The organism is Gottfriedia sp. NPDC058432 (genome assembly GCF_042721555.1).
Classification (GTDB): domain Bacteria; phylum Bacillota; class Bacilli; order Bacillales; family Bacillaceae_G; genus Gottfriedia.
The window spans coordinates 123,927-148,916 of sequence record NZ_JBHXLC010000009.1 but is presented as its reverse complement, the minus strand read 5'-3'; the positions used below and the strand labels follow the sequence as shown (position 1 = coordinate 148,916).

24 protein-coding genes are annotated in these 24,990 nt (G+C 31.1%); 3 read left to right on the top strand and 21 right to left on the bottom strand.

Going from position 1 to position 24,990, the window contains the following annotated elements:
* Nucleotides 1-134: 134 nt before the first annotated feature.
* The 5 genes from ACFWM3_RS11500 to ACFWM3_RS11480 form a co-directional block, all read right to left on the bottom strand.
* A complete protein-coding gene (locus ACFWM3_RS11500) occupies nucleotides 135-368 on the bottom strand; it encodes a GNAT family N-acetyltransferase (protein WP_390311454.1) in 234 nt (77 codons plus the stop codon).
* A gap of 12 nt (nucleotides 369-380) precedes the next feature.
* Complete coding sequence (locus ACFWM3_RS11495) at nucleotides 381-557, bottom strand: hypothetical protein (protein WP_390311419.1); 177 nt, start codon at nucleotides 555-557, stop codon at nucleotides 381-383.
* A 563-nt stretch (nucleotides 558-1,120) separates the two neighbouring features.
* Entirely contained in the window at nucleotides 1,121-3,079 is a 1,959-nt protein-coding gene (locus tag ACFWM3_RS11490; protein ID WP_390311418.1) for a fructose-1,6-bisphosphatase, read from the bottom strand.
* A gap of 209 nt (nucleotides 3,080-3,288) precedes the next feature.
* On the bottom strand, nucleotides 3,289-3,567 hold the full coding sequence (locus ACFWM3_RS11485; protein ID WP_390311417.1) for a hypothetical protein: 279 nt from the start codon (nucleotides 3,565-3,567) through the stop codon (nucleotides 3,289-3,291).
* Nucleotides 3,568-3,687: 120 nt separating this feature from the next.
* Nucleotides 3,688-4,074 carry a hypothetical protein gene (locus ACFWM3_RS11480; RefSeq protein ID WP_056477049.1) on the bottom strand — a complete coding sequence of 129 codons (387 nt, stop codon included), beginning with the start codon at nucleotides 4,072-4,074 and terminating at the stop codon, nucleotides 3,688-3,690.
* Between the two features lie 276 nt (nucleotides 4,075-4,350).
* On the opposite strand from ACFWM3_RS11480, the gene ACFWM3_RS11475 reads away from it, so the two are divergent.
* Together ACFWM3_RS11475 and ACFWM3_RS11470 are read left to right on the top strand one after the other, a co-directional pair.
* Nucleotides 4,351-5,574, top strand: a complete 1,224-nt coding sequence (locus tag ACFWM3_RS11475; protein WP_390311416.1) for an MFS transporter — start codon at nucleotides 4,351-4,353, stop codon at nucleotides 5,572-5,574.
* Between the two features lie 134 nt (nucleotides 5,575-5,708).
* The gene (locus ACFWM3_RS11470) at nucleotides 5,709-6,203 is read left to right on the top strand and encodes a hypothetical protein (RefSeq protein WP_390311415.1); all 495 of its coding nucleotides are present in this window, start codon (nucleotides 5,709-5,711) and stop codon (nucleotides 6,201-6,203) included.
* A gap of 457 nt (nucleotides 6,204-6,660) precedes the next feature.
* On the opposite strand, the gene ACFWM3_RS11465 is transcribed toward ACFWM3_RS11470, so the two are convergent.
* The 16 genes from ACFWM3_RS11465 to ACFWM3_RS11390 all read right to left on the bottom strand — a co-directional run bounded on the left by ACFWM3_RS11465 (nucleotide 6,661) and on the right by ACFWM3_RS11390 (nucleotide 23,992).
* Nucleotides 6,661-6,960: an SMI1/KNR4 family protein gene (locus tag ACFWM3_RS11465; RefSeq protein WP_390311414.1), complete on the bottom strand. Its 300-nt coding sequence runs from the start codon at nucleotides 6,958-6,960 to the stop codon at nucleotides 6,661-6,663.
* Between the two features lie 230 nt (nucleotides 6,961-7,190).
* Entirely contained in the window at nucleotides 7,191-7,451 is a 261-nt protein-coding gene (locus tag ACFWM3_RS11460) for a DUF1294 domain-containing protein (RefSeq protein ID WP_390311413.1), read from the bottom strand.
* A 22-nt stretch (nucleotides 7,452-7,473) separates the two neighbouring features.
* Nucleotides 7,474-7,950 (bottom strand): Cys-tRNA(Pro) deacylase, encoded by a 477-nt coding sequence (gene ybaK, locus ACFWM3_RS11455; protein WP_390311412.1) that lies wholly within the window; start codon nucleotides 7,948-7,950, stop codon nucleotides 7,474-7,476.
* 36 nt (nucleotides 7,951-7,986) lie between these two features.
* The gene (gene rarD / locus ACFWM3_RS11450; RefSeq protein ID WP_390311411.1) at nucleotides 7,987-8,922 is read right to left on the bottom strand and encodes an EamA family transporter RarD; all 936 of its coding nucleotides are present in this window, start codon (nucleotides 8,920-8,922) and stop codon (nucleotides 7,987-7,989) included.
* 25 nt (nucleotides 8,923-8,947) lie between these two features.
* Nucleotides 8,948-10,387 (bottom strand): MDR family MFS transporter, encoded by a 1,440-nt coding sequence (locus ACFWM3_RS11445; RefSeq protein ID WP_390311410.1) that lies wholly within the window; start codon nucleotides 10,385-10,387, stop codon nucleotides 8,948-8,950.
* Between the two features lie 116 nt (nucleotides 10,388-10,503).
* Complete coding sequence (gene msrA / locus ACFWM3_RS11440) at nucleotides 10,504-11,022, bottom strand: peptide-methionine (S)-S-oxide reductase MsrA (protein WP_390311453.1); 519 nt, start codon at nucleotides 11,020-11,022, stop codon at nucleotides 10,504-10,506.
* 243 nt (nucleotides 11,023-11,265) lie between these two features.
* A complete protein-coding gene (locus ACFWM3_RS11435) occupies nucleotides 11,266-12,978 on the bottom strand; it encodes an FTR1 family iron permease (protein WP_390311409.1) in 1,713 nt (570 codons plus the stop codon).
* Nucleotides 12,979-12,987: 9 nt separating this feature from the next.
* Nucleotides 12,988-14,238 carry an iron uptake transporter deferrochelatase/peroxidase subunit gene (efeB, locus tag ACFWM3_RS11430; RefSeq protein ID WP_390311407.1) on the bottom strand — a complete coding sequence of 417 codons (1,251 nt, stop codon included), beginning with the start codon at nucleotides 14,236-14,238 and terminating at the stop codon, nucleotides 12,988-12,990.
* A gap of 1 nt (nucleotide 14,239) precedes the next feature.
* Nucleotides 14,240-15,088 carry an iron uptake system protein EfeO gene (efeO, locus tag ACFWM3_RS11425; protein ID WP_056477020.1) on the bottom strand — a complete coding sequence of 283 codons (849 nt, stop codon included), beginning with the start codon at nucleotides 15,086-15,088 and terminating at the stop codon, nucleotides 14,240-14,242.
* A gap of 289 nt (nucleotides 15,089-15,377) precedes the next feature.
* The gene (locus ACFWM3_RS11420) at nucleotides 15,378-16,685 is read right to left on the bottom strand and encodes a D-arabinono-1,4-lactone oxidase (protein ID WP_390311406.1); all 1,308 of its coding nucleotides are present in this window, start codon (nucleotides 16,683-16,685) and stop codon (nucleotides 15,378-15,380) included.
* On the bottom strand, nucleotides 16,673-17,848 hold the full coding sequence (locus ACFWM3_RS11415) for an amino acid deaminase/aldolase (RefSeq protein ID WP_390311405.1): 1,176 nt from the start codon (nucleotides 17,846-17,848) through the stop codon (nucleotides 16,673-16,675). The genes ACFWM3_RS11420 and ACFWM3_RS11415 overlap by 13 nt, the downstream gene beginning before the upstream one ends.
* 96 nt (nucleotides 17,849-17,944) lie before the next feature.
* A complete protein-coding gene (locus ACFWM3_RS11410; protein WP_390311404.1) occupies nucleotides 17,945-20,218 on the bottom strand; it encodes an AAA domain-containing protein in 2,274 nt (757 codons plus the stop codon).
* A gap of 383 nt (nucleotides 20,219-20,601) precedes the next feature.
* A complete protein-coding gene (locus ACFWM3_RS11405) occupies nucleotides 20,602-20,994 on the bottom strand; it encodes a hypothetical protein (RefSeq protein WP_390311403.1) in 393 nt (130 codons plus the stop codon).
* Between the two features lie 156 nt (nucleotides 20,995-21,150).
* Nucleotides 21,151-21,891: an esterase family protein gene (locus ACFWM3_RS11400; RefSeq protein WP_390311402.1), complete on the bottom strand. Its 741-nt coding sequence runs from the start codon at nucleotides 21,889-21,891 to the stop codon at nucleotides 21,151-21,153.
* 17 nt (nucleotides 21,892-21,908) lie between these two features.
* Nucleotides 21,909-23,096 carry an ATP-grasp domain-containing protein gene (locus ACFWM3_RS11395; protein WP_390311401.1) on the bottom strand — a complete coding sequence of 396 codons (1,188 nt, stop codon included), beginning with the start codon at nucleotides 23,094-23,096 and terminating at the stop codon, nucleotides 21,909-21,911.
* Nucleotides 23,097-23,161: 65 nt separating this feature from the next.
* On the bottom strand, nucleotides 23,162-23,992 hold the full coding sequence (locus ACFWM3_RS11390; RefSeq protein ID WP_390311400.1) for an alpha/beta hydrolase: 831 nt from the start codon (nucleotides 23,990-23,992) through the stop codon (nucleotides 23,162-23,164).
* A 459-nt stretch (nucleotides 23,993-24,451) separates the two neighbouring features.
* Between ACFWM3_RS11390 and ACFWM3_RS11385 the strand changes: the two genes are divergently transcribed.
* On the top strand, nucleotides 24,452-24,964 hold the full coding sequence (locus ACFWM3_RS11385; protein ID WP_390311399.1) for a GNAT family N-acetyltransferase: 513 nt from the start codon (nucleotides 24,452-24,454) through the stop codon (nucleotides 24,962-24,964).
* Nucleotides 24,965-24,990 lie beyond the last annotated feature (26 nt).

The window sequence follows — 24,990 nt, the reverse complement described above, 5'->3', positions numbered from 1 at the left end:
CCTCTTTTCATAAGTTCATCAATATTATTTTAAGAGTCCTTTTATTAATATTTACTTCAAGAAAGTGAAAAAGGAGCTGATCATAAAGCACCTCAGTGTTATTCAACTATTGCATGTTTTAGTTACATATGAACTCAAGATAATAATTTAGCCATGTAGTATTCATCAAAACTATTACTGTTTATTATTAGTGAGTTCCTTTTTGTTCCTTCAATTTCATATCCCATTTTTTTATATAAACCTACACCTGCTTCGTTTTGTTTTACAACAGTTAGTTCTAATCTTGAAATACTATGTTTAATTGCCCATTCTTCTATGTTTTGAAATAATTTAGTACCAATACCTTTACCTTTGTATTCCTCTAAGATTCAAATGGCAAGTTAGACTAAATGTTTTTTTCTTATCGCACTACTCCCAATCGCAAACGCATATCCGACTAATATTCCAGAAGAATTTTCTGCAATAAATATGGTTGAATTCGGTGATTTTTCAATAACTTCTAACTGTTTACGTTGTTTTTCGGCAGTAATATTTCTTTCTCCAGCTCCATACAGCATGAAATCAGCCTGTTTTTCAACTTCTTTAATGAGTTTTACAAAATTTTCTGCATCGTCTAGTTTGATTTCTCAATGTTCATTTATTTCCCGCCTTATGTTATGGATTCATAATGATAATTCTATAAAGGTAATCATATTCCCTTTCTTATGTAACTAAACAACCATTTTCTTCAAAAAAAAACCGAGCTGCAAGCAACTCGTGTTCTTCAACTAAAACATGTGTTTAGGATATTTTATTTTAGATCAAAACGTTATTATTTTTGGAGCATTTGAAAATAGCATTTTTCAACGAAGTAGAATCTCGTCTATCATCGATTCAAGATCATACTTAACACCATTCACAAGTTCCCTCATGGAGTTTAACAGTTAAGAGTGTCAACTTTATTTTTTAAAGTTTAAATATAATGTGTATTTTCTACTTGTACTAAAAACAAGACCATCAATAAAATGATCTTCTTACTAAATGTTTAACATTGAGATTAAAATGACTACCACATTCAGTATTTTTAGCTGCTTAACATGATTTAATAAAGTTCATGGTGCTTTTATGCTTATAAAAGTCTTTAATCGTTAGATTGTAATGAGTGATCTAAACTCCTATAGCGATTTTCCAACAGACTTTTTAAAACGGATATTTCCTGTAATAATCGCTCTCCCTCATTAGTTTCTAGAACCTTTTTTCTCTCGAGTTCTTTTCCCACCAACCTTTTGACGGATAAAACATCTGATCCTTTAAGTAGAACATCTTTTTTTGAATTAAATTTTTCATGTGCAACAAGTTGTATACCACAGGAATTATATAATAGAGTGTATCCAGCAATACCAGTTGTTGATTGATAAGCCTTGGAAAATCCTCCATCAATGACTATCAACTTTCCGTTTGCTTTAATTGGATTTTCTCCTTTTATTTCTTTAACAGGTGTATGGCCGTTTATTATATGACCAACTTTTGGATTAAGATCCATTTCTGCTAGAATTTTACTGCAGATTTCCTCTTTTTCTCGTAAATGGTAATAGGGATTCTTAATCTCTTTATGGGTTTGTTTATCTTTTATAAAATACCTTTCAAAGGTCGTCATTGCTCTTTTTCCAAATAATGATGAATATTCTCCTGTCCATAAATACCAGACCATATCTGTTGCGAGATCATCCATCTCTTCAGGATGTGCAAAAGCATGTCGTAAATAATGTTCAAAAATATCAAGTAAATCACGACCTGCATAGGTATGATTTTCAATTAACATTTTTTCCATATTTCCATTTTCATCGATTGGGATGCATCCATGTATTAATAAGTTCCCATTATACTTCAAATAAAGACTGCCTTTCTTCATGAGAAAATTCATATGTCTGGCCAACTTTTCTGAATGCTGGACAAAAAACAATAGTCTGTCCAAAACTTGCTCTTCTTCCTTTAATAATTCACTAGGATTATCTGGATTTATAGTTGCAAAGCAAGTATTTTCTAATGGATAAGTTTCCCCATTAATTGTTATTTCATTTTGGTCATAATTAATTTTCTCAAGTAAAGTCCTTTCTGACATATTAAAATACGGGCGTCGCTTTATGATTGGCATTTCAAGCTTAAATTGAATAATTGCAATCGCTTGATGGATTTTAGTGATTTGCAAAATTTCATGATCAGACTTTTTTTTATCCGAATTGCTCTTTGGTCTAAACGCTAGATTGTCCACATAGTACTTTTCTGCAAGATTTAAAAGTGGTATAAGATTTATTCCATACACATCTTCTATTATATTTAAATTGTCGTATCGAGCACAGATTCGAATAATATTAGCTAGACAAACCTTTGATCCAGCAAAGGCACCGATCCATAAGACATCATGATTTCCCCATTGAATATCAACAGAATGATAATTAATTAAAGTGTCCATAATTTTATCAGGTTCAGGTCCGCGATCATAAATATCACCCACGACATGAAGATGGTCAACTACTAACCGCTGAGTAGAATAGGCCAGACCTGTAATGAGCTTATCTGCCTGACCAAGAGAAATAATTTGCTGGACTATTTTTGAATAATATTGTTTCTTATCGATCGATTCATCTATTTTGTAAAGTAGCTCTTCTATTATATAAACAAACTCTTGAGGCAATGCTTTATGTAATTTTGAGCGTGTATATTTAGTTGAGGAATAAGAAATTAGCTTGATCATACGGTCAATGGTTTCTGTGTACCACTGTTGTAACTCTTGTTTATTTACACACTTATTTCTAATTAACTTTAATTTTTCTTCAGGATAATAAACTAACGTTGCAAATTCATTTATTTCCATATCAGATAGTTCATCTTGAAATAGGTCCCTTATTTTCTCTTTCACTCTACCCGAACCATTTCTTAACACATGTTGAAAAGCTTGATATTCACCGTGTAAGTCACTAACAAAATGCTCTGTTCCCTTTGGCAGATTGAGAGTGGCTTCAAGATTAATAATCTCAGTTACAACTTTTTCTTCACTATCATATTTATGAGCCAGTAAATCTAAGTATTTTATGTTCAACTTTTTGGTATCTCCTTTGTAATTTCTTCCTTTATTTTTCTCTTGAAGGATACTCTTAATACCTATATGATAAAAGAAAGGAACCCATAATTTGGATGCCTGTATGTTAGCAGGAATTATGTTTCTTTTTGTTGGATTAAATAAGTTATATGATATAAGATTACCAACTTAATCTTCAACTATCGCATCTCATTAGTTGCATAAGTTCTTTAATCACTAATGTAAAACCAAATTAAGTCTTTGCGAAGTTCTTCAAGAATTTTCTTTTCTCCAAGTGAGTTTGGATATACATCAGAATCTTCATACACATTATTTTCTGCTTCAGTTAAACTACTTGCAGTTTCAATGATATATGATTTTAGTTCATCACAATAGTTTACTTTATAATAAGATCCTTTTAAAAAATAGTTTAAGACATTGTTCACTTTTATTTTTTCAAATCCTAATTCAATCATTAAAGTATCGATTTTCTCTTTATTATTCTTCATTTTTTTCTCCTCAAAAAATAATCTCCAAATGGTGGGAAAAATACAATACGTTAGTTAAATCAGCCTTTAGAAATGTCCAAAATGAACTTGCGAAACTATTATTTATAAAATAATGGAAATTTAACAATAATCGCCATTTTCATCTATTCCAATTGGAAAGTAAGGCATACCATTCATTAATTCAACTAATTCATAAGGGTCTCCATCATTTGAAAGCCAGTCAATAGTAAAGACCTTAGGGTTAATATATTCATCAGAACCATTATTTTTGTAATTAACATTTAAGTCATTGCATTTTAACCAATATTTCCTAAACACTGCAATAACTCTTCCTGAACAACATATAGGGTCAAAATTCCCAATAATATAATTCTCAATTTCTACCTCTGATTTTCCTTCAATTAACATTTTTTCTCTAATAAAATCCAATTTATCTTCTTCAAATGAGACAGCTTTATCTAGTTCTTTTACATATTCATCAAATAAGTTTTTATAAGTATTATTCATTTTTATCCCCTATGTAATAATTAACTTTATGAAAATTTTAATTTATTAATTCAAATTCAACAATACCCTTCTTATTTCACTAATCTATTTCTATTTAATCCTTTTCTTGAGTCACTAACCTACCATTTAACTGATTAAGCACTTCGACACCCCAATTAATCGATACCTATAAACTACTTTTTCTATTTTTATTTCGATTTTACATAGTCTTTTTTAACTATTGATGAGATAATAGATTTTGTCGAATTATATTAGGTTAAATGGGGAGAAATTTTTATGTGGAAAAACCGAAACGTTTGGATCGTGTTGTTCGGTGAATTTGGAGCCGGTATAGGTCTTTGGTTCGGAATTATCGGAAATTTAGAATTTATGCAAAAACATATACCTTCTGATTTCTTTAAATCGTTAATTCTTTTTTTCGGTTTATTAGCAGGAGTTATTGTTGGTCCGTTGGCTGGACGATTAATTGATCAATATTCAAAGAAAAGGATTTTATTAATTAGTGGTTTAGGTCGTACGTTAAGTGTGATTCTTATGTTTTTCGCAATTCAATACGGAAGTATTATTTTCATGGTCTTATTTTTAGTTATGCTACAAATTTCTGCTGCATTTTACTTCCCAGCGCTTCAAGCTGTCATACCAATGATTGTGAAAAACGAACAGTTATTAACTTTAAACGGTATTCATATGAATATTTCTACAATATCAAGAATTGCCGGAACTTCAATTGGTGGTATTTTAGTTGTATCAACTAGTCTCACAAATGTATACGGAATGAGTATGTTAGCATATGCATTTTTATTTTTAATGACGTTCTTTTTACGAATTGAAGAACCATCGATCAAACCAATGAATGTAGAAAAAACAAATAAATCTAAAACTGACAAAGGATTTGCTGAAATATTTGCACTTATTAGAAAAAGTCCAACAATCTTAAATTTATTTATCTTGAACTTAGTCCCGGTACTATTCCTTGGTGGATTTAATTTAATGGTAATTGAAATAAGTGATATTCAACATGATCCTTCAATCAAAGGCCTTATTTATACAAGTGAAGGTATCTCATTCATGATTGGAGCATTTGTCATTAAACGATTAACAAAAAAGTATACGAATAAACAATTACTATACTTTTCAACTTTTTTAGTAGCTTTTGCTCAGCTATCACTTTTCTTTGCAGATCACCATTGGTTGACACTTATCTCATTTGCAATTTTCGGATTTTCAGTTGGTTGCTTCTTTCCTGTTTGTTCAACTGTTTTCCAAACTTCAATTGACAAATCTTATCATGGTCGACTTTTCTCATTTAGAAGTATGTATGACCGTGTAACATTTCAAATCGTACTATTAAGTACAGGATTATTTTTAGATACAATTGGTTTACAATATATGGTTTTAATATTTGGAACGGTTTCGCTCTTAATTCTTGGTAGATTATTGTATAAAGATAAAAAATCTAAAGTAGAGTTAGTGAACGAAAATCAAAACTTATCAATGTAATTAAAGAGGCTGTCTCAGAAGTCAGGTTAGCTGACACTGGGGCACCTCTTTTTTTATTAAAACTCCTATTATAATGGTAAAAAAAGGAAATTAATCATTAATGTCGTATATGTACATAGGGGAGATGATATCAAATGAAATATATACAAAAAGTTTCTGTAATTATATTAATTACAATTTTATTATGTGCGTGCCAATCAAAGTCTGATGATAAAATTTTAGAAATTCCAAATTCAAGTGAATATGTTATTTTAATGGTTCAAGGTGTTAATAAAGGAGTATCCTCTGAGAAAACATCAATGACTATAAAGGATAATAAAAAAATTGAAGCGTTTATCGAAAAAGTAAACAAAATGGAAGTAGTTCAGCCTTCAAAAGAAGAATTAATGAAGAAAAACAAAGAATTAAATAACAAGGGGAATTACTTCTTTGTATTGTCGGATAAGGAATCAATGGACAATAAAGTATATATAATGAATTTTTTTAATGATGGAAGGATAATTTTTCAAAAGCCAAATGGAAAGAAAGTAACTTCTAATGGCCAAGGGCAAGAAATGATGTATTGGTCAAAGGAAAAACATCCAGAATTACTTACTTATTTAAAAAATCAATTAAATATAAAGTTTTGATTTTCATAAAAGGTCGAAAACTTAAGTTTTAAGCCATATCAATGATATGGCTTTTTTGTTCCATTTTAACTAAAACTAAAGCAAACTTATACTTAATAGCAGTAATTAGGGGTATCTCAACACCGCTTTTCGTTTGTAGGTGATATATTCGATCTTTTTTTAAAAGAATGAATAGATTTTTATTAGATTTAGTAAGAATTCAAACTTTTTTACTAGTTTCATATTCATATCAACTATTTTAAAAATATAAGGACATAATACCCTAACTGGTAAAGGTAATTATTTTTTTTATTTGCGATTTTCGAATTTTTATTTGCAGTTCACTGTTTTTTTGCAGCTTTTCATCATTTATTTGCACAGATAGATTACTTATTTGCAAATTACACTTAACTACCCATAAAATACAGGGGTCCCATCCATATTTCAGCTTTGGAACACCCTTAGTTTTTATTAAAACTCAATATCCATATGCAGCTAAAAATTCATTCAAACTTGAATACAGTGTTACGACTTCCCATTTTCGTTCAAATTCATAAGTAGTGCATACTTCCCCTGATTCCTCGTTGATAAAAATAACATCATCCGTTTCGTCATCGAAGCCAATTATTAACCAATTTTCTGGCCATTGTATTTTTTTACTTAAGTCCTTTTTAGCCTCATTTAAATCTTCTTCTTTTATAAAATAGATTGTCATATTTTCATTTGAGACTTCATCTATATCTATTCCTTTAATTCTTGAAAACCATTCGTTTTGCATTTGTTATTCCCCATTTCCAATAAGAAAGCCTGCATCAACCAAGTGATCACAGGCTAACTTTTTTACTTTTGTGCTTTTTTTGATTCAGATAAATTTGATTTATCTTCGTAGTTTGGTTGTTTTTGACCGCCGTTATTTTTTCTTCCACCATTTCCACGTCCCATTTCTTTCGCCTCCTTAAATTGTCATAAAAATATTTTATACAATTAAGGTAAGACTATCCCACTAAATTATAGGAAGAAAAAATAGACTACAAATTGGATAAATAGGATGATCCAATAACCAAAAACAAATTTTGGATGCTTTGTTTTATGTCTAAAATAATACATTCCTAAAATTGAACCAATCGAACCTCCGATAATTGCAAATAAAAATAATATGCGTTCAGGAATTCTCCATGCTTTTCTTTTTGCACGAGACTTATCAATTCCCATAATTGCGAATGAAATAATGTTTACGATTACTAGATAAAACATAAAATACCCTACCATTTAGATCCCTCATAAGACTCGTTTATTTTGAAATTTTTGCTATTTTGCTACGAGTTGTTTGTATTAAATCTTTTGCATTCAATTGAAGTTGTATACCTATTTTTCCACCGCTAACAATAATCTCTTCTATATCATTAACAGATTCTTCAATGAAAGTAGGGTATTGCTTTTTCATTCCAATCGGTGAACAGCCACCTCGAACATACCCAGTACTTGCTAAAAGGTCTTTCACTGGTAATAATTCTACTTTCTTTTCTCCAGCAGCTTTTGCGGCTAATTTTAAATCTAATTCTTTTTCAACTGGTATGACAAATACATAAATCGCCTTGGATTGACTGATTGATACAAGTGTTTTATAAACTAATTCGGGATCTTTATTTATTTTATTTGCTACAGAAACCCCATCAATTTTCCCATCATTCGACTCATAATTTAAGGTTGTGTAGCTAACTTTTTTTGAATCTAACATTCTCATTGCATTCGTTTTACTAACAGCCATTTTTACTCCTTTCAATGCTACAAAAATAATATATTTTTAGGCAGATATTGATTGCTTCTTATTTCGATTTTTAAGTTTTTGTTCAATTGATTTCATAAACGGTGTAGTTGAGATCGCAAATACGACACATGCTAACCAAATAAATGAAAATGAGATAAAGTCTTTCTTTGAAAAACTTTCATCGTATAATAAAATCCCTATTAATAAACTAATTGTTGGTGAAATAAATTGTAAAAAACCAACATAAGTATACGGTATTAATTGTGCTGCTTTACCGAAAAATAATAAAGGAATGATTGTTACTAATCCAGCACCTACTATTAATAATTGCTCAATTGGTGCACTTTGTACAAGTCCTGCTTGGCCTTTATAAGCTAGGAAACCAAAATAAAGTAAGGCTACTGGAAAAATTAATAATGTCTCTATTGTAAGGCTTAAAAAAGAATCGATATTTAAAATCTTTTTCAATAATCCGTAAAAGGCAAATGTTAAAGATAATAATATTGCTACGATTGGTAATGTACCTGACATGATTGTTAAATATCCTACACCTATTGTTGCTAAACAAACTGAAACGATTTGCCAAATTGACAATGACTCTTTTAATACGATCACACCAAGTATAATACTAACTAATGGATTAATATAATAGCCTAAACTTGCATCAAGAATATGATTTGAATTGACTGCCCAAATATAGATTAGCCAATTGGTACTAATTAATAGTGAAATAGCAATCATTGAGACCAATACTTTTTTATTACTTACAATCTGCTTCCAAGTTATTTTAAATTGCTTTAATTTTTTTGTAAGAAGAATGAAAAGTATTAACGTTACAAAAGACCAAATAATACGATGTGTTAATATTTCAAAAGGAGAAATATCTTGAATTAGTTTCCAATAAATTGGTAAGACACCCCATACCACATACGCGAGAACACCGTACAAAATCCCTTTAAGTGTGTTGTTCATTCTCTCCCAGCTTTCTTTTTCTATATTAGTGTGCTATTTCAACGTTTTTTTCTTCAGATTGTTCAGACGGTAAAAATAAGACGAAAATAAACGTAATAATACTAAATACCGCCATAAATAAAGTGATGATTTCAAAACCAGCCGTTACAGCTTTTACTGTCGAAAGATGATTGATTTGATTTTGAGCATTTAGAACTAATTTATGACCATTCAAAACTTCGGATGCCTTAATCGTAAAAATCGTTCCTAACACAGCAACTGTAATTGTTTGCGAAAAAGTATTTAAAAAGGAATTTGCGGCAATTGCAATACCACGTTGGTTCATTCCTACAGCTGATGAAATAAGGATCATATAAATTGGAAAAGATAACCCAAAGCCAAGTCCTAAAAATGCATTAAATGGATAAATTAATAGTTTCGAATCATGGAAAAAATTCATCCCTAATGCACCTATAATACATAAGAAAGCACCTATTAGGATAATGTTTTTTGCCTTCATTTTCTTAATGAAACGACCAGATAGAAACGAACCTAATGTCCAAGCAAATGAAAGAGGAATTAACATTAAACCTGACTGTGTCGCACTTAAACCAAACACACTTTGATTATAAACAGGTAAATATACCTCAATCGATATTAGAAGTGCATGTGCGATAAACATTGCTGCATATGTTACGACTAAATGACGGATTTTGAATAAAGATAGTGGTAATAATGGTTCCTTTGCTCTTGTTTCAATATAAAGAAATAACCCAAATAAAATGATTGCAAATGCAAAAAGGAATAATAAATTTGGAGAAGTCCAGTTATGTTGCTCTCCTCCTACTACTAAAGCATATAAAGCAGATAAAGTACTTAATATAAAAAGAATGGACCCTAAATAATCAATTGAAATTGTTTTTTTACGGTCAATTTTTTGATGATAATATTTCCAAAATAGAATAATAGAAATGATTCCAAATGGAAAATTAATAAAAAAGATATAACGCCACGAAATAAAGTCTACAAAAAACCCTCCAACTAATGGACCAATTACACTTGAAACTGCCCATACCGCACTAATATACCCTTGCACTTTAGCTCTTTCTTGGTAAGGATACAGATCACTTATTACCGTCATTGTTAAGGGTAATGCAGCTCCAGCACCTAGCCCTTGAATTGTACGAAATAATATTAATTGACCCATATTTTGTGAAAAACCACATAAAACTGAACCTAAAATAAATAAAATGATGCCAAACATTAATAAGTTTTTACGACCAAATAAATCTGATAACTTTCCATAAATCGGTGTCGTTACAGTCATTGCCAACATATATGCTGCAAAAATCCAACTCATCAACTTAACACCAGATAATTCCGTAGTGATCGTAGGTGTGGCAGTAGTTATAATCGTCCCTTCAATCGCAGACAATGTAACAGCTACCAACAAACCGATTGTCACTAACTTCCGATTTGTTTCCATAGTATACCTCCATTCGAGAGCAGATTTAAGGATTGAATTTTATTAGAATAGATAAATATTCCTATGCTTCCTTAAAAATAATAGAAGCTCTAATGGAGCTTCTATTATTTCCTTGCCTACTTTTTCCAATTTGATTCAATAAATTCGTCTCTTCCAGACATCGCTCTGTCTTCTTTATAGTGTTTTGGATTTTTTTTATGATAGTCCTGGTGATATTCTTCAGCCTCATAAAAAGTAGTTGCTTGTAATATTTCGGTTACAATCGGTTTCTTAAAAATATTACTTCCAATTAATTTTTCTTTTGATTCCATTGCTTCCTTAAGCTGTGAATCATTATGAACAAAGATTGCGGCACGGTATTGTGAACCTCTATCTTGGAATTGACCATCTGGATCTGTTGGATCAATTTGCGGCCAAAATAATTCTAATAGTTTTTTGTATGAAAATAATTCATCATCAAACGTAATTTGAACCACTTCATAATGACCAGTAGTCCCCTTTTTAACCTCTTCATACGTAGGGTTTTCTAGTTCTCCACCCATATAACCTGAAACAATACCATGTATACCAGGTAAATCCTCAAACGGTGTTACCATACACCAAAAACAACCACCTGCAAAAGTAGCTTTTTGAATCATTTTAAATCCTCCTTACATTACCTAGTTTACATAATATCATTATGTGAAACCTTCATATTTCTTTAATCTTATCTTATCTCTTTTAAAAGAATTTTTAAATATTTTAGCTCATAATTTACCAATTTTTTATTATATCTATTCTGTAAATCTGATTGGATAATAAATACGCAGAAAAGACGAGAAAAAACAGACATTAATTGTCTATATTAATGACAATCATGTCTGTTTTCTTAACGTAAATTAAGCAGCAATTGATTTATTATTGTTTTTGATTCTTGTTCCAACAAACAACCAAATGACAAATAGTAATAAAATTAGTTGTGGAATGATACTTTCTAGGGAAGGATAAATCCCTAATTTAGGTATTGTTGGAAAAATAGTACTCATATGGTCAGGCAAGTAGCCAATTCCTTGTAATGCATGAATACTTTGACCAATGAATTTAAACGTTAAGTAATAAATACATAAACTTGCAATTGTAAAAAACGGTTTTAACGGAATGAATTTACTTCCTTTTAAGATAAAGATTCCAATAATAACAAGTAAAATGATTCCACCTGCAAAACCAGTAATCAATTCTTTCACTGTAATTGAAGAACTCATACCTATATAAAATACGACAGTTTCGGCACCTTCTCTAAATACAGCAAAAAATGAAAGTAAGCTTAATGAAAGTATTCCTCCGCCCGCAATAGCAGCTTTTGCTTTTTCTTTCAACTTACTACCATATTCTTGTTGACGAGATTGTTTATGCAACCATAACCCAACTGTCAACATGAAAAGAACAGCAATAAGACCAGAGATTCCTTCAATTAATTGATTGCTAATTCCAGCTGAGATTTTTGATAATAAGAACTGGAATAATAAACCGGCTACTAAACTAGCTAGAATACCAAAACCACCACCTACAAAGATCCACTTACGTGCTGATTCTTGATTACCTTTTGAAACTAATGCTAGTAAAGCAGAAATAATAATTAAAGCCTCTAAACCTTCACGAAATACAATTGTCCCTGCATCAAACATCGTATAAGATGTTTTCTTTGTAGCTAAGTTTAAATTGTTTTGAATTTCTTTTAATGTTTTCATAGTTGTAGCAGATTTAGGCTTTTCTGTTAACCTGGTTAGTGCAATGGATGTATCATTTTCAATTTTCTTATATAATTCCATTGAATTTGATTGAACCATTACTTCAACATAAGGCCAATCTTGTATAAATTCATTAAATGTAGTTTGCGCTTTTCCTGTATCATTTGATTCTACATAATTGATTGTTTGATTTAGTAGTTTAATTGCTTTCTCAATACTTACTTCTTTTGTTGAGTCACTACTTGGATTATTCAAAACATCAATTAATTTAGTAAAAGAATCATTTACTTTAGCAATTGAAGGATTTTCAGTAAACAAAGTTGACCTTGAAGTAATCATATTTGCTTCGATTGAACCATAAAATCCACTGTTTGCTTTTCTTACATCATTTTCTACTTTTGACCATTCTATTTCAAAAAGCTTATATTCAGATTGTGCTTTTGCCCAATTCGATTCATTTGATAAAGTTTTAACATTATTTAAATGAGATACTAGTTTAGTAAGATTAATTTGAGAAAGATCTTTTTTATCATTTGTATTTTCTATCCACTTTTCGGTTTCAAAAGCAACCCCGCGAATATCATCTTTTACTGTTGCAAGATCATTTTGGTCAATATCTTTAATCGCTTGGTCAACAAGCTTATTTAATTTTGACGTTTTTTTCTCATTTTTAATTAAATCTTTAATCGCTAATAAATCTGATTTTATTTTATCTTTTTCACCATTTTTAACTTCTGTTAACGAGTTACCAATATGTGAAAGTACTTGTTCTTGAATATCAGTTTCAGCAAATGTTTTATGAAACGGACTAATTATTAAACTAAAAAATAGTAAACTAGCTATTATAAGTATATTTTTTTTCATGACATTCACCTAGAGTAATCCTTCACCAATATATCTTCCATTCTTAACACCTGGGAAGCATGCAAAAACAGCACTACCATTATGCTGAATGTATTCATTCAATAAATCCATTTTTGCTAATTTATCTTGCATTGGTATAAATTGTTTTTCTAAGTCTCTTTGGAAACTAACAAATAGTAAGCCTGCATCTAATTTTCCCGTTTGGATATCTAGTCCGTCAGTATAAGAATATGATCTTCTTAAAATTTTTATTTTTCCATTTCCTCTTGCTAAAGCAACATGTGAATCTGCAGGAATTAATAATTTACCATTATCATCTGTTTTCTTTAAATCTATTTTAGAAAATTCATCTCTTTCACCAATTGGTGCACCAGTTGCTCTATGACGTCCAAATGTTTGTTCTTGATCTATTAAAGAACTACGATCCCATTCCTCAACACGTATACGAATACGTCTTGCAACTAAATAAGAACCACCAGTTAACCAAGCTGGACCATCGCCGTTTTGTACCCAAACATGAGAATTCATTTCATTTTCATCTTTTGTATTTGGATTTCCAGTACCGTCTTTGAAACCCATTAAGTTTCTAGGTGTACTACCAGAAGGATCCGCTCCAGATGAACGTTGGAAGCCGTGCTGCATCCATTTTAAGCTAACAGTTCCACGTCCAATACGAATCAAGTTTCTTATACCATGAAATGCAACTTGTTGATCGTTTGCACAAACTTGAACTACGATGTCTCCACCGTTCCATTCTTCTCTTAAGTTATCACCAGGGAAATGCGGTAAATCTTTTAACCCCGATGGTTTACTTGCTTGAATCGATAATCGTTCAAAAAATGTAGATCCAACTCCAAATGTAAATGTAAGTTTCATCGGTTGGAGACCTGTTGCCTCACCAGTATCAACCGGTGGAGATGAAGGAAATTCAGAATCTCCTAATTCTTTTCCTTCACTCATTAATGCTGATGCTTCCGTCCATTTTTTAAACAGTGTTTTGACATCTGCTTTTGAAGTAGTTTCTAGTTGAAATGACGCCAAATACATAAAATCTTGAGCAGGAGTAATAATTCCTTGTTGGTACTTTCCATAAAATGGCAGAATCTCCTTTGCATCCGCTTTTGCTGGTGAAAAGAAATTAGTTACCTTTTCAGTTGCTACTTCAATTCCAGTCGCACCGATCAGTAAGCCAGCTCCGCCAACTCCAAGAAGTTTTAGTGCATCTCTTCTAGAAACTTTATTCGTTTCTAATTTTTTCATATTATTTAACCCCTAATGTTGCCCCAACTTGAGAAATCGGTTCTGCTAATGCATCTACTTGTTGAGCCAATTTTTTTACTTCATCTTCTTTTAACTGTTTGTAATCAACGTATTGATCACCTTTTTTATAAGTATTTAAAGTTGTCATTAAATCATTGAATCTAGTTTCAATTGTTGAAGCTAAATCAGCATCTTTTGCTTTTAATTTATCAGATAATAATTGAACGATTTTATCTGACCCTTCCACGTTAGCTGCAAAATCAGCTAAATCTGTATGAGAATAACGTTCTTCTTCACCAGTAACCTTCGAAGATGATACTTCATTTAGTAATTCTACAGGACCAGTTACAAATAATACAGGATCAATTTCAGCTGTTTCTACTTTTGCTCTTAAGTAGTTAGCATCCTTCATAAGTTGTTCTGTATATTTTTCAAGACCTTTTGTTGTATTTTGAACCCAAAGAACTTGCTCAATTTTGTGGAAACCAGTCCACTCATTAGCAGGTACATCACCTTCACGTGCATCGATTTTTGGATCTAAATCACCGAATGATTCTGCTACTGGTTCAATTCTTTCGTAATATGAACGACTAATTGGATATAAACGTTTTGCTTCTGCCATGTTTCCTTCATTAATTGCATTAACAAACTTTTGTGTATTTGCTACGAACTCTTCAGTTTGAGAAACAACAAAATCTCTATAATTATTAATCTCTTTATCTAAATTTACTGTTTGTTCTACTTTTGAATCTTTTTTTACATTACTAGCTTCTTCACTTTTTTGTGCACAACCTGCCATCATTAAGCTTGTAGCAAGAGAAATTGCGATCATTGTAGTTTGCTTCTTCATGAAAATACCCCCGAAAAATCTAAATTAATATATGTAATTGATATTGATAACTTTTCTCATTACTTATCATAATACAATTGATAAATATTTTCAATTAGATTTTCATAAAAAATGACTGAAGCCTGTTCAGTCATTTAAAGCTATTTAGTAATGTACCTATTATTTAGACCAAGTTTTTAATTAATTTCACTTAATGTTCGTATTTTTTATTATTAACTCTTTTATAATAAAGATATAAATGACTAAAACTATTAATCCATTATAAAGCAAGACATATAATCAACAACTATTATTCAATCTTAAATAATTTCTCTAAATAAGCATTCACAAAAATATTATTCTTATCTAATTGACTTCGAATCGTAAGAAAGTTAGATAATGATGGATAAGAATGATTTAGTTTTTCTATATTCATTGAATGCATTTTTCCCCAATGTGGTCTACCATTATAGCTTTGAAGAATTTCTTCTATCCTATTAAAATATTCTTGATGAGGCATTCCTTTATACATATGGATTGCGATATATGCTGAATCTCGCATCGAAGCAGGACTTATTAAAAAGTTGTCAGATTTTACGAATCGACATTCGATTGGGAAATGGACGTTAAATCGTTTATTTTTAATCTCTTCTTGTATTTCTAAAGTCGCATCATTCATATATTGTGCTGGAATACTATATTCCATTTCGTTAAATTTCACATTTCGAGTTGTTGAAAATAATTCATGACTCGGTCCGACCATTCTCGAATTTGGAACACTACTACCACTTATTTTACTAATTTGAGAACTACTTTTTGGAAAGTTTCTACTAAACTCACTTAATAACCAGAATGCTTTATTTTCAATCGTTGCTACTTTCCATTTCTCAAATTTAAATGAATGTTTCTTTGTTCTAGTTTCATTCATTACCTTTACTTGAACATTCTCAGAATAGGGAAATAAGTAAAACTCAAAATGTTCATTTTCTTTTTTCAAATTTAATAGATTACTATAAACTTCATCAATCATTACTTTTTTACTTTCATAACGATACGTATTTGCAGGTTTAATTCTAATTTTAAATTTAACAACGATGCCTAGCAAACCTAACGATACGCCAAGTGCCCTATAAATATCTGTATTTTTTGTCTTTGAACAATCTAGTAGATCACCTGATGGTAATACTACTGTCATCTCTTCGATTTGTGTAGATAAAATTCCATGTTCAATACCTGTGCCATGTGTACCCGTTAAAAATGCTCCTGCAATTGATTGAACATTTATATCACCTAAATTCTCTTGTGAATAACCTGATTCGTATAATTCATTTCCTAATTGCTCAAGCTTAGTTCCAGCCCAAACTTCGGCAATTTGTTCCTCTTTATTAATTGAAATAACTCCATTTAAATTATTTAGTGAAATTAAATAGTCGTTTGTTGAAATTAGTGGCGTAAAAGAGTGACTTGAACCTACTACTCTTATTTTCTTATTTTCCGAGCTAGCTCTTTTAACGAGGCTAACTACTTCTTCAATCGATGATGGGTAAAATACTTGATTCGGAATAAATTTTACACTTCCAGACCAGTTTTTCCATAACATACTTTTCATAGGAAGCACCCCCTATCTCCTCTGTATGTTGTGAACTGGTCGATGATCTTATTTTTACTGACTACATATAAATGAGAAAAACGCTCAGCAATTTCTCCAGACTTGCTTGGTCTAAATAAAATAGCTTCTCCTATTTTTAAATCTTCATGACCTGAATAAAAAACTGGGGTTTGAACTTCACCAGCACCTTCTAGTGGCAATAAAGTACAATGTTCTGGGGAATATGGAGTTGGTAATTTTTCTTTTCCTACAGCACCTGAAGCAATAAAACCTCCACTTGTGCATGTAAAAATCTTATCCGCTGGTTTTCGAATGATTGGTAAAGCAAAGCCAATTGACGGTTGATATTGAAAACTTCTGTATTCATCAAATAATGTTGGAGCGTAAAATCCTGATCCTACTGTTACTTCCGTTACCACTTTTTCCTTTGATGTCGAGTGAAGACTTCCAGTACCTCCACCATTTACAAATTCAAGGTGGTAGCCATCTTTTTCAATGTATTTAACAATTTCTCTTCTTTTTTTCGCAATTTCACCTAATGATTTCTTCTTTAAAAACTGGATCATTTTATTTTTCAAAAACCTATTTTTTGCCTCATCTCCAACCCCTGCAATTTGTGCCTCATATCCCATAATTCCTTCCAAGCGCACATTCAAGGATTGCAATATATGTGTTAGTAACGGTACTAAATCCCTAGCTTCTTTAATTGGTGACCTTCTTACTCCAAAATGAAATCCTAAATATGAAGTACTCATGTCTACGTCGATACAAAGTGGAATAACAATCTCATTTTTTACTGCGATCTTTTCAATCAAACTGATCTGTTCAATCTGATCCACCATACAAATGATTTTTTTACCCTTTTTTATTTGTAATGCAATTTTATTTAATCCTAAGAGATCAACTGTAGGATAACCAATTAATAAATTATCAAAACCATTTTCAGCAAGAAAATCTGCTTCATGAGGGTTATAACACATTAGCCCCTCATAACAATCATTGCTCTCTAAAATATATTTTAAAACTTGTACACTACGAATTGATTTTGTAGCAATTCGTATTTTCTTACCGTTTGATTTAGTGGCAATATCATCCACATTTTGAACAAAAGCATCCCAATCTAAAAAAGCACATGGCATAGACAACTTAGAAAAAACCGATCGATCGACCATTTATTCACCTATCCCGTAGCATTTTATTTTTATTTTATGCGGAAAATTAATTAATAAGAATAAAAAAAATTACATAGAATACTTTCTATGTAACTTTTAAAAATCGATAAATCCTTTTACTATTTGACAAGTTAAAGGACAATTCAATCTTGCCGAGTTATTTGATTGGTTTAAACTTACATTTGACAAAGGAATTCCAAACCATAAAATTTCGTTATCTATCATAATAAAAGGTTGAACTTGCTCTTTTTTAATAAAACTTCTATTTTTTTGATTTTCATAGTGAAGTTCACTAATAAAGAGAATGGGTACCTCAACATCATTTATAATTTTTCGAATTTCCAAAGACATTTCAGATAAATTTGGCATCGAGACGATTATTTTTTTATTAGCATTTTTTAGATCATTTACTAATTCATTCTTCAGATCAATTGAATCATTTAAAAACAGTCTTAACCTCTTTGATATACTCTTTGAAAAAACTTTATCAAACTCCTCTTTACTCACCTTGTATTCCTTATCCATTTGATAATGTATTAACTTATTGATCGTCTTTTTTGAATTTGTTTTACTTTTTATAAATGGAATATCAGCAATATGAATAAATTTACCTCGAGCTCTAGTCAAAGCAACATTAATTAATCTTTCACTGTTTTGATCTGTTAGTAGCAAACCAGGTGAATATTGTGGTTTCGTATCTACTGAATCAAAAATAATTACGTCGCACTCTGCTCCTTGAAATCGGTGAACTGTTGCGATTTGTATTGGTAATTCTCGATATTTTGTTTTGCCGATAATCTCTTTATGAAGTGCCGTAAGTAACTTTGCCTGTGCTCTATATGGCGTAACAATTCCAATGGACATGATCCCATCTACTATACTTGAAAGAACACATTGAATTGCAATAATCGCAGACCCTAAATTATATCTAGAATTCGTATTTGAATCTTTTAAAGCATAGGTTTTTAGAAATTGTGAATTTATTAAACTATTCGCTTTCATTGGAAATGGTCTATGTTTAGCGATTTCCTGTCTTTTTTTGACAGATGGATGATCAAACACTAACGAATGATAGATTTCGTTATTCGTAAATCCAGATATGGCCGGATGCATTCTCCTTTGCTGATTCAATAAAACTAAATTAATTAATGGTTCACCTTTTTCTATTTTTTGGACTATACCAGTATGATGAAATAAATCTTCCTGTAGCCACTTTTTCACATATTCATTATGAAAACATGATGCAATTGGCGGTAATTGTTTAAAATCTCCGCAAACAACAATTCGTTTCCCTAATGTAGAAGCAAAGGCGATTTGCGGTGTATATGCCATACTAATTTCATCCACAATAACTAAATCGAACTGGCGTAAATAGATTAAAGGATCAATTGAACATTTGGATAATGTAGTTCCAATCACTTTTGCTTGATCAATCAATTCTTTTTCTTTTTCACGAATTTCACCTCGAATTTTATTTAACTTATTTTGAATTTTACTTATATCATCTAATTCTCTTTTTGAAGCTGCACCTCTTCTAGCTTTCCTTAGCATTGAATGCTTTCGTTCATCTAAATTTTCCAATTCATATTGATTAATAGTTCCATTTACCTCAACAAGCTTTGAGGAAAGGATATCTTCATGTTGTAATAACACTTCATCTTTTGTATAACCATAGCGGACAATCTCTCCACTTTTCCATTTATCTTTTTGTTCTAATTCATGAATTACATTTTTCATTAAAACATCTACTGCAGCATTAGAATGAGCAATTACTAAAACTGACTTATTTTTTTCGTAATGTTTTAAAATAATATTTGTTAAATTATAAGATTTCCCAGTACCAGGCGGTCCCCATATATATGTTGTTGCATTATAAAACGAACGATAAATCAACTCCTGCTTTGTCGAACTTTCTTTCTTCATTTTACTTAAATGTTTAGCAGTAGAATCAGCATTCATTAGTTTCATAATTCTTTTTTGTTTACTACGATAATCTTTTATTTCCTCAAGTCTTTCAATTAATTGATCTAGTAGCTCCCATGGTTCATTAAATAGTTCAGCATATGGAATCATCGAAGTAATTCTTTCATTAATTTTAATTTCAACTTGAGAGCCTTTAAACGATAATAATTCACCTTGATACTCTTGATTTTCTATTTTTATTCGAACCGGCGTTCCTTCTGGCACAAAAATTTCTGCATAAATCGTAAACAAGATCACCGTACTTTGTCCGATTTGGTACAATGGAGTACCCTTAGAAAGTGTAAAACTTCTCCCACCGTGAAATTTTAAATAATTTCGTTCTGCTTCAATTGCAGACTGCCATTCTGTAATTAACTTATTTACGTCATTTAGTGTATTTACAATCATTTATTTCACCTTATTAATTTTGAAATTGATATTTAAAGATTTCTCTATAGTCGTTTACTTTTCGTTATTGAGTTACCTTAAATTTTAAACATCATTTTAACAAACAAAACGTTCCTTATTGACCACTATAGAAAGTTAATCTTTAATAGTAATTTACTAATCATACACTAGTTCATTCAGTTTATTAAATTATTACAACCGATCTAATCAGTTAAAATTTTGTTGATTTTTTTATTGTATTTAAGTGTAATTATTCATATTTGTACCTATTAAATGTTTTTTTCTCCACAAAAATGACTCCCACCAGATGAAAAAGGAGAATGACTTCAATATGAAATCATCCCCCTCGAATAGTATGAAAATTCTTTTAATAAAATAACTCTTCAATGGCTAGCTAAACGTTTTTCAAAATCCGCCTTAAACAGCAGAATAGCATCGATATTTACTGCAAAATCATGGTCACTGATATTAAAATTAGTTATAAATTCGTCAGACCTCTCACGAACCATAATTGTCGGACGGATGTTGTCTCCAATTGCCTCCTGAGTTACACCACTTCCATAAATATACCAGTTAGTTTCAGTAGCCTTATTTGCTGCATTTTTAGATAAGTCATTTTTTATTATTTCGCATAAATTATCCATAAAATCTTCATTAAGATTCATGTTTTTTCCAAATTTTCCTTCAACAGTTAAATCAGCATCTCCATACCAAATATTCCTACTTGTTCTCTTTCCGTCATTTGAAGTATAAGTTTCATCAAACAAAATTTTCATTTTCATTACCACCTCGTTATGATGTTCAACTCTAACATGCTTTAGTGTAAGTAGCCCTAAAAAAGTATTTTGTGTTTATTGCCACATGTATTGTTACTTTTAAGATAAAATTTAAAATACCATATCATTCTACTGTATTGATATTTTTATGATTTTTTATTTAAATAATTCTTCTAAATAATACGGCATTTGGCGTCGCCACCAAACCCAGTCATGCGAAACATCTTCGCCCCACTCATCAAACCATGCTTTAATTTGTTTTTCTTCAAAGGCTTCTTTTAATGTAAAATATGAAGGCAGCCCGTCTTGTTCCCAATCACCTAGCCCGGTACAAATTATAATATCTGCTGAACGGTATCGATCAATGAACCATCCGTCATTTTGATTCCATATGTAATCACTTGGTGAATTTTCGTATACAAGAGGATCATTTCCATAATCCCCAAAAAAGAAACGCACATCGTACACGCCGCTAAGTGCAACTGTTGTTTGGAAGACATCTGGATGTCTCAAGAAAAAGTTCAACGCATGATATGCTCCCATACTACAACCCGTTGTCATCATTGGATCAAACCAACCAGTTTTATGTTTAATAAATGGAATAGCTTCTGAAATTACATAACGATCATATGCCTCATGCGCTAATGCACGGTCATGTAACGATTTTGAGTCGTGTAGCCAACTTTCGCTATCTATGGTAGACAGTGTAAAAAACTGAACTTTTCCGGATTCAATAAAGTCATGACACACATCAATCATTCCAAAATTATTGTATTCAAAATGCGTCCCCCCAGATGAAGGAAAAACTAGGATTGGCATGCCACTGTGTCCATATCTGTTCAACTGCATTTCGCGTCCTAATTCTCCGCTCCAATGGCTTAAATGTTCTATATTCATAGAAAAATCTCCTATCCTTATACGTTTACAACGCTGCAATTTTTTCGTTCATGTACAAAACTAATGATTTCATCTACTTCTTCCTGTGAATCTGCATTAATGGCATAAAATTGATTTCCTTGGAGTTCCGCAAACGCATCTGGAATACGCTTTTCAAACTTCACACGATCGCCAAATCGATCATAAATTGCATTCGTATCGTGGTTATACTCATACGCATCACGCTGTGTTATACCGACACAATACTGGTTTTTGGCATCGGACTCCTTAATTTCTCCACCTTTTACAATAGAAGCATACTGATCAAATAAATCAAAGGAGTACGCGAAATTGTACATATCGATCGTAAAGCCACCAGCTAGGCGGTTATTATATTCAAGTGCAACATAATCCCCATCTTCTAATTTAAAAAACTCAATATGGAAAAAGCGTTCCTTCATTCCAAAAGCTTTTACAATTGATTTACCATAGTATTCAAGCTTTGGATCAATTTCTTTTTGAATAATATAAGCTAAATCCAACTGACCTTTAACAAGTTCCAGAGTAGGCACATTATACGTAAAGCTTGTTTTGAAAACAATATTCCCTTTTTGATCAACTAAACCATCAAATGTACAAAGCACGCCTCCTTCGACATATGGTTCAATGAAGTACACTTGTGTTTCATCCCATACTTCTTCAAAATGTCGTACAGCCTCTTCTGAACATAATTTAAAGGTTGCAGCTGAACCAACACCATTATCCGGTTTAGCAATAACTGGCAGTCCTAATTCATCAATGGCTTTAGTTAACTCTTTTTTAGTTTTAACGACTTTTCCATCTACTACAGGCACACCTGCTTTTTTAAACAGCTTTTTCATTTCAGATTTGTATTTAACTTTTTTCAAGTCACTCGGTTTATTTCCATATACATTAAATTGTTCACGCAACTGCGCATCAAGTTCTAACCAGTATTCGTTATTAGATTCAATACGCTCAATCGGACCATGTTTATAAAATAAAAATGCAACAGCACGCTTCACTTCATCTAGATCTTCTAAATTATTCACACGATAATATTCTGTTAATGAGTTTTGTAATTTTGAACCTAATTGGTCATATGGCTCTTCGCCAATACCTAATACATTAATACCAGCGGCTTTTAAACGATGAGCAAATGCCTGAAAATTCTCTGGATAATATGGAGAGATCAAAATATAATTCATAAAATTGCTCCTTTATAAAAAGTAATAGTTATCTAATTTAAGTCAAATATCATTAAACAGTTCATTTAAGACCACTTCTCACTTAAGAAACGTAAACATTCTGGTAGGTGCTTTGCCCAAGCTTTTTCATCATGTACTTCATCCGCATAAATATTTAAATGAATGCTATCAATTGGAACAGAGCCTTTTATCAGTTGTTTATAATACTTAAGCGAGCAATCGATATATGCTTGCTTCATATTTCCATACATAAATTGCCGATCGGTATCATCGCCTTCCTGGGTACCAACTTGAATATACACTCGTTGTTCAGGATCCAACTCTTCGCCAGCAATATAACTATCAAATGCATTACTTGTAATCCAATTAGCTAAAGAAAAAATACCTAAACCACCAATTTGATTTTTATATTCAACACCCATAAAAGCCGAAATATTTCCTCCAAGTGAACTACCTATCACCGCTGTATGATATTTATCTGGTATAGTTCGATATTGCTTATCGATAAACGGCTTCACGACTGCCATGACAAACTCAGCAAACTCCACCCCTTTCCCACCTAGTTCATAATCTTCAGGAAGTGGGCTTTCAGTAATTTTCCAAGGCGTATATTCATTAATTCGGTCTTGTCCACCGTTATCGATCCCAACAACAATCATCTTCGGTAAATCGGGGTTTAATTTAATAGCCGGAATCACTTTCCATGAATACCCGCTATAAGATTCACTACTATAGAAAATATTTTGACCATCATGCATATAGACAACTGGATAATTTTTATCCTCATCTTTATCATAATTTTTCGGCAATAAAACACGCACGCGACGTTTTTCATTTTTATAAGACATATGTAATTGATGTGTTTCTAGTTTTAAATAAAAATAGGATTGATTCATTTTAACTTCCTCGCTCCTTTGAACTTACCTTTTATAAATCACACTTAGAAGAGAGCTCTTCAATAACTTTTTATACTTCTCTGTTCTAATTTCTTTATTTAATCCTAAGTCAATTAGACTTACATTCTAACTATCTGACAAACTAATTTGTTCTTCCCTCTAGTTACCAGATTGGTCTGAAAAATCAATTTGTAATTAATTCAACGAAAATAGAGTAGATTCCTTCTTGAACAATCATGTCAAATAATGAAATAGAGAATAATCGATTAATGATTATCCATTATTTCACAATATGGAAGGATCGATTACTATAGGGAACAATGTTTATAAAGTTCGCTATGAACAATTAAATTGGGATTTAAAATTATGATCAAATTGATATAAATTTAAATTTTACGATTTGTCTAAAAAGTTCTAAAATATAAAGTGATAACAAATTAAATTTGGGGGAAAGAAAAAATGATCAGAGAAGCTTCTCAAAAGGATTTAATGGACATTTTGGAGATTTATAACGATGCCATTCTTAATACAACTGCTGTTTATACATATCAAACACAAACGCTTGAAAGCAGACAAATTTGGTTTGAACAAAAGATGGATGAAGGGTTTCCTATTCTAGTCTTCGAATTTGATCAAAAAGTCGTCGGATTTGCTACATTCGGTCCTTTTAGAGCTTGGCCGGCCTATAAATATTCGATTGAGCATTCAGTTTATGTAAATAGTGAATACAGAAAGAAGGGTATTGCCACTTCATTAATGAAAGAATTAATCTCTATTGCAAAAGAAAGAGAGTATATGACGTTAATTGCTGGAATTGATGCAGGCAATGAAAAAAGTATTACCATGCATAAAAACTTCGGATTTGTCTATTCAGGCACTATTAAAAAGGCAGGTTATAAATTTAATAGATGGCTTGACTTGTCATTTTATCAATTAGAACTTGATGGACCAAAGAATCCTACAGAAGAATAAATTAGTAATCTATTAAGGGTATGTTT

Coding starts and splice junctions, on each gene's coding strand:
- ACFWM3_RS11495 (WP_390311419.1), bottom strand. CDS start 557: ATGCTGTATGGAGCTGGAGAAAGAAATATTACTGCCGAAAAACAACGT.
- ACFWM3_RS11485 (WP_390311417.1), bottom strand. CDS start 3,567: ATGAAGAATAATAAAGAGAAAATCGATACTTTAATGATTGAATTAGGA.
- ACFWM3_RS11480 (WP_056477049.1), bottom strand. CDS start 4,074: ATGAATAATACTTATAAAAACTTATTTGATGAATATGTAAAAGAACTA.
- ACFWM3_RS11475 (WP_390311416.1), top strand. CDS start 4,351: ATGTGGAAAAACCGAAACGTTTGGATCGTGTTGTTCGGTGAATTTGGA.
- ACFWM3_RS11470 (WP_390311415.1), top strand. CDS start 5,709: ATGAAATATATACAAAAAGTTTCTGTAATTATATTAATTACAATTTTA.
- ACFWM3_RS11465 (WP_390311414.1), bottom strand. CDS start 6,960: ATGCAAAACGAATGGTTTTCAAGAATTAAAGGAATAGATATAGATGAA.
- ACFWM3_RS11460 (WP_390311413.1), bottom strand. CDS start 7,451: ATGGTAGGGTATTTTATGTTTTATCTAGTAATCGTAAACATTATTTCA.
- ybaK (WP_390311412.1), bottom strand. CDS start 7,950: ATGGCTGTTAGTAAAACGAATGCAATGAGAATGTTAGATTCAAAAAAA.
- rarD (WP_390311411.1), bottom strand. CDS start 8,922: ATGAACAACACACTTAAAGGGATTTTGTACGGTGTTCTCGCGTATGTG.
- ACFWM3_RS11445 (WP_390311410.1), bottom strand. CDS start 10,387: ATGGAAACAAATCGGAAGTTAGTGACAATCGGTTTGTTGGTAGCTGTT.
- ACFWM3_RS11435 (WP_390311409.1), bottom strand. CDS start 12,978: ATGAAAAAAAATATACTTATAATAGCTAGTTTACTATTTTTTAGTTTA.
- efeB (WP_390311407.1), bottom strand. CDS start 14,238: ATGAAAAAATTAGAAACGAATAAAGTTTCTAGAAGAGATGCACTAAAA.
- efeO (WP_056477020.1), bottom strand. CDS start 15,088: ATGAAGAAGCAAACTACAATGATCGCAATTTCTCTTGCTACAAGCTTA.
- ACFWM3_RS11415 (WP_390311405.1), bottom strand. CDS start 17,848: ATGGTCGATCGATCGGTTTTTTCTAAGTTGTCTATGCCATGTGCTTTT.
- ACFWM3_RS11410 (WP_390311404.1), bottom strand. CDS start 20,218: ATGATTGTAAATACACTAAATGACGTAAATAAGTTAATTACAGAATGG.
- ACFWM3_RS11405 (WP_390311403.1), bottom strand. CDS start 20,994: ATGAAAATTTTGTTTGATGAAACTTATACTTCAAATGACGGAAAGAGA.
- ACFWM3_RS11400 (WP_390311402.1), bottom strand. CDS start 21,891: ATGAATATAGAACATTTAAGCCATTGGAGCGGAGAATTAGGACGCGAA.
- ACFWM3_RS11395 (WP_390311401.1), bottom strand. CDS start 23,096: ATGAATTATATTTTGATCTCTCCATATTATCCAGAGAATTTTCAGGCA.
- ACFWM3_RS11390 (WP_390311400.1), bottom strand. CDS start 23,992: ATGAATCAATCCTATTTTTATTTAAAACTAGAAACACATCAATTACAT.
- ACFWM3_RS11385 (WP_390311399.1), top strand. CDS start 24,452: ATGATCAGAGAAGCTTCTCAAAAGGATTTAATGGACATTTTGGAGATT.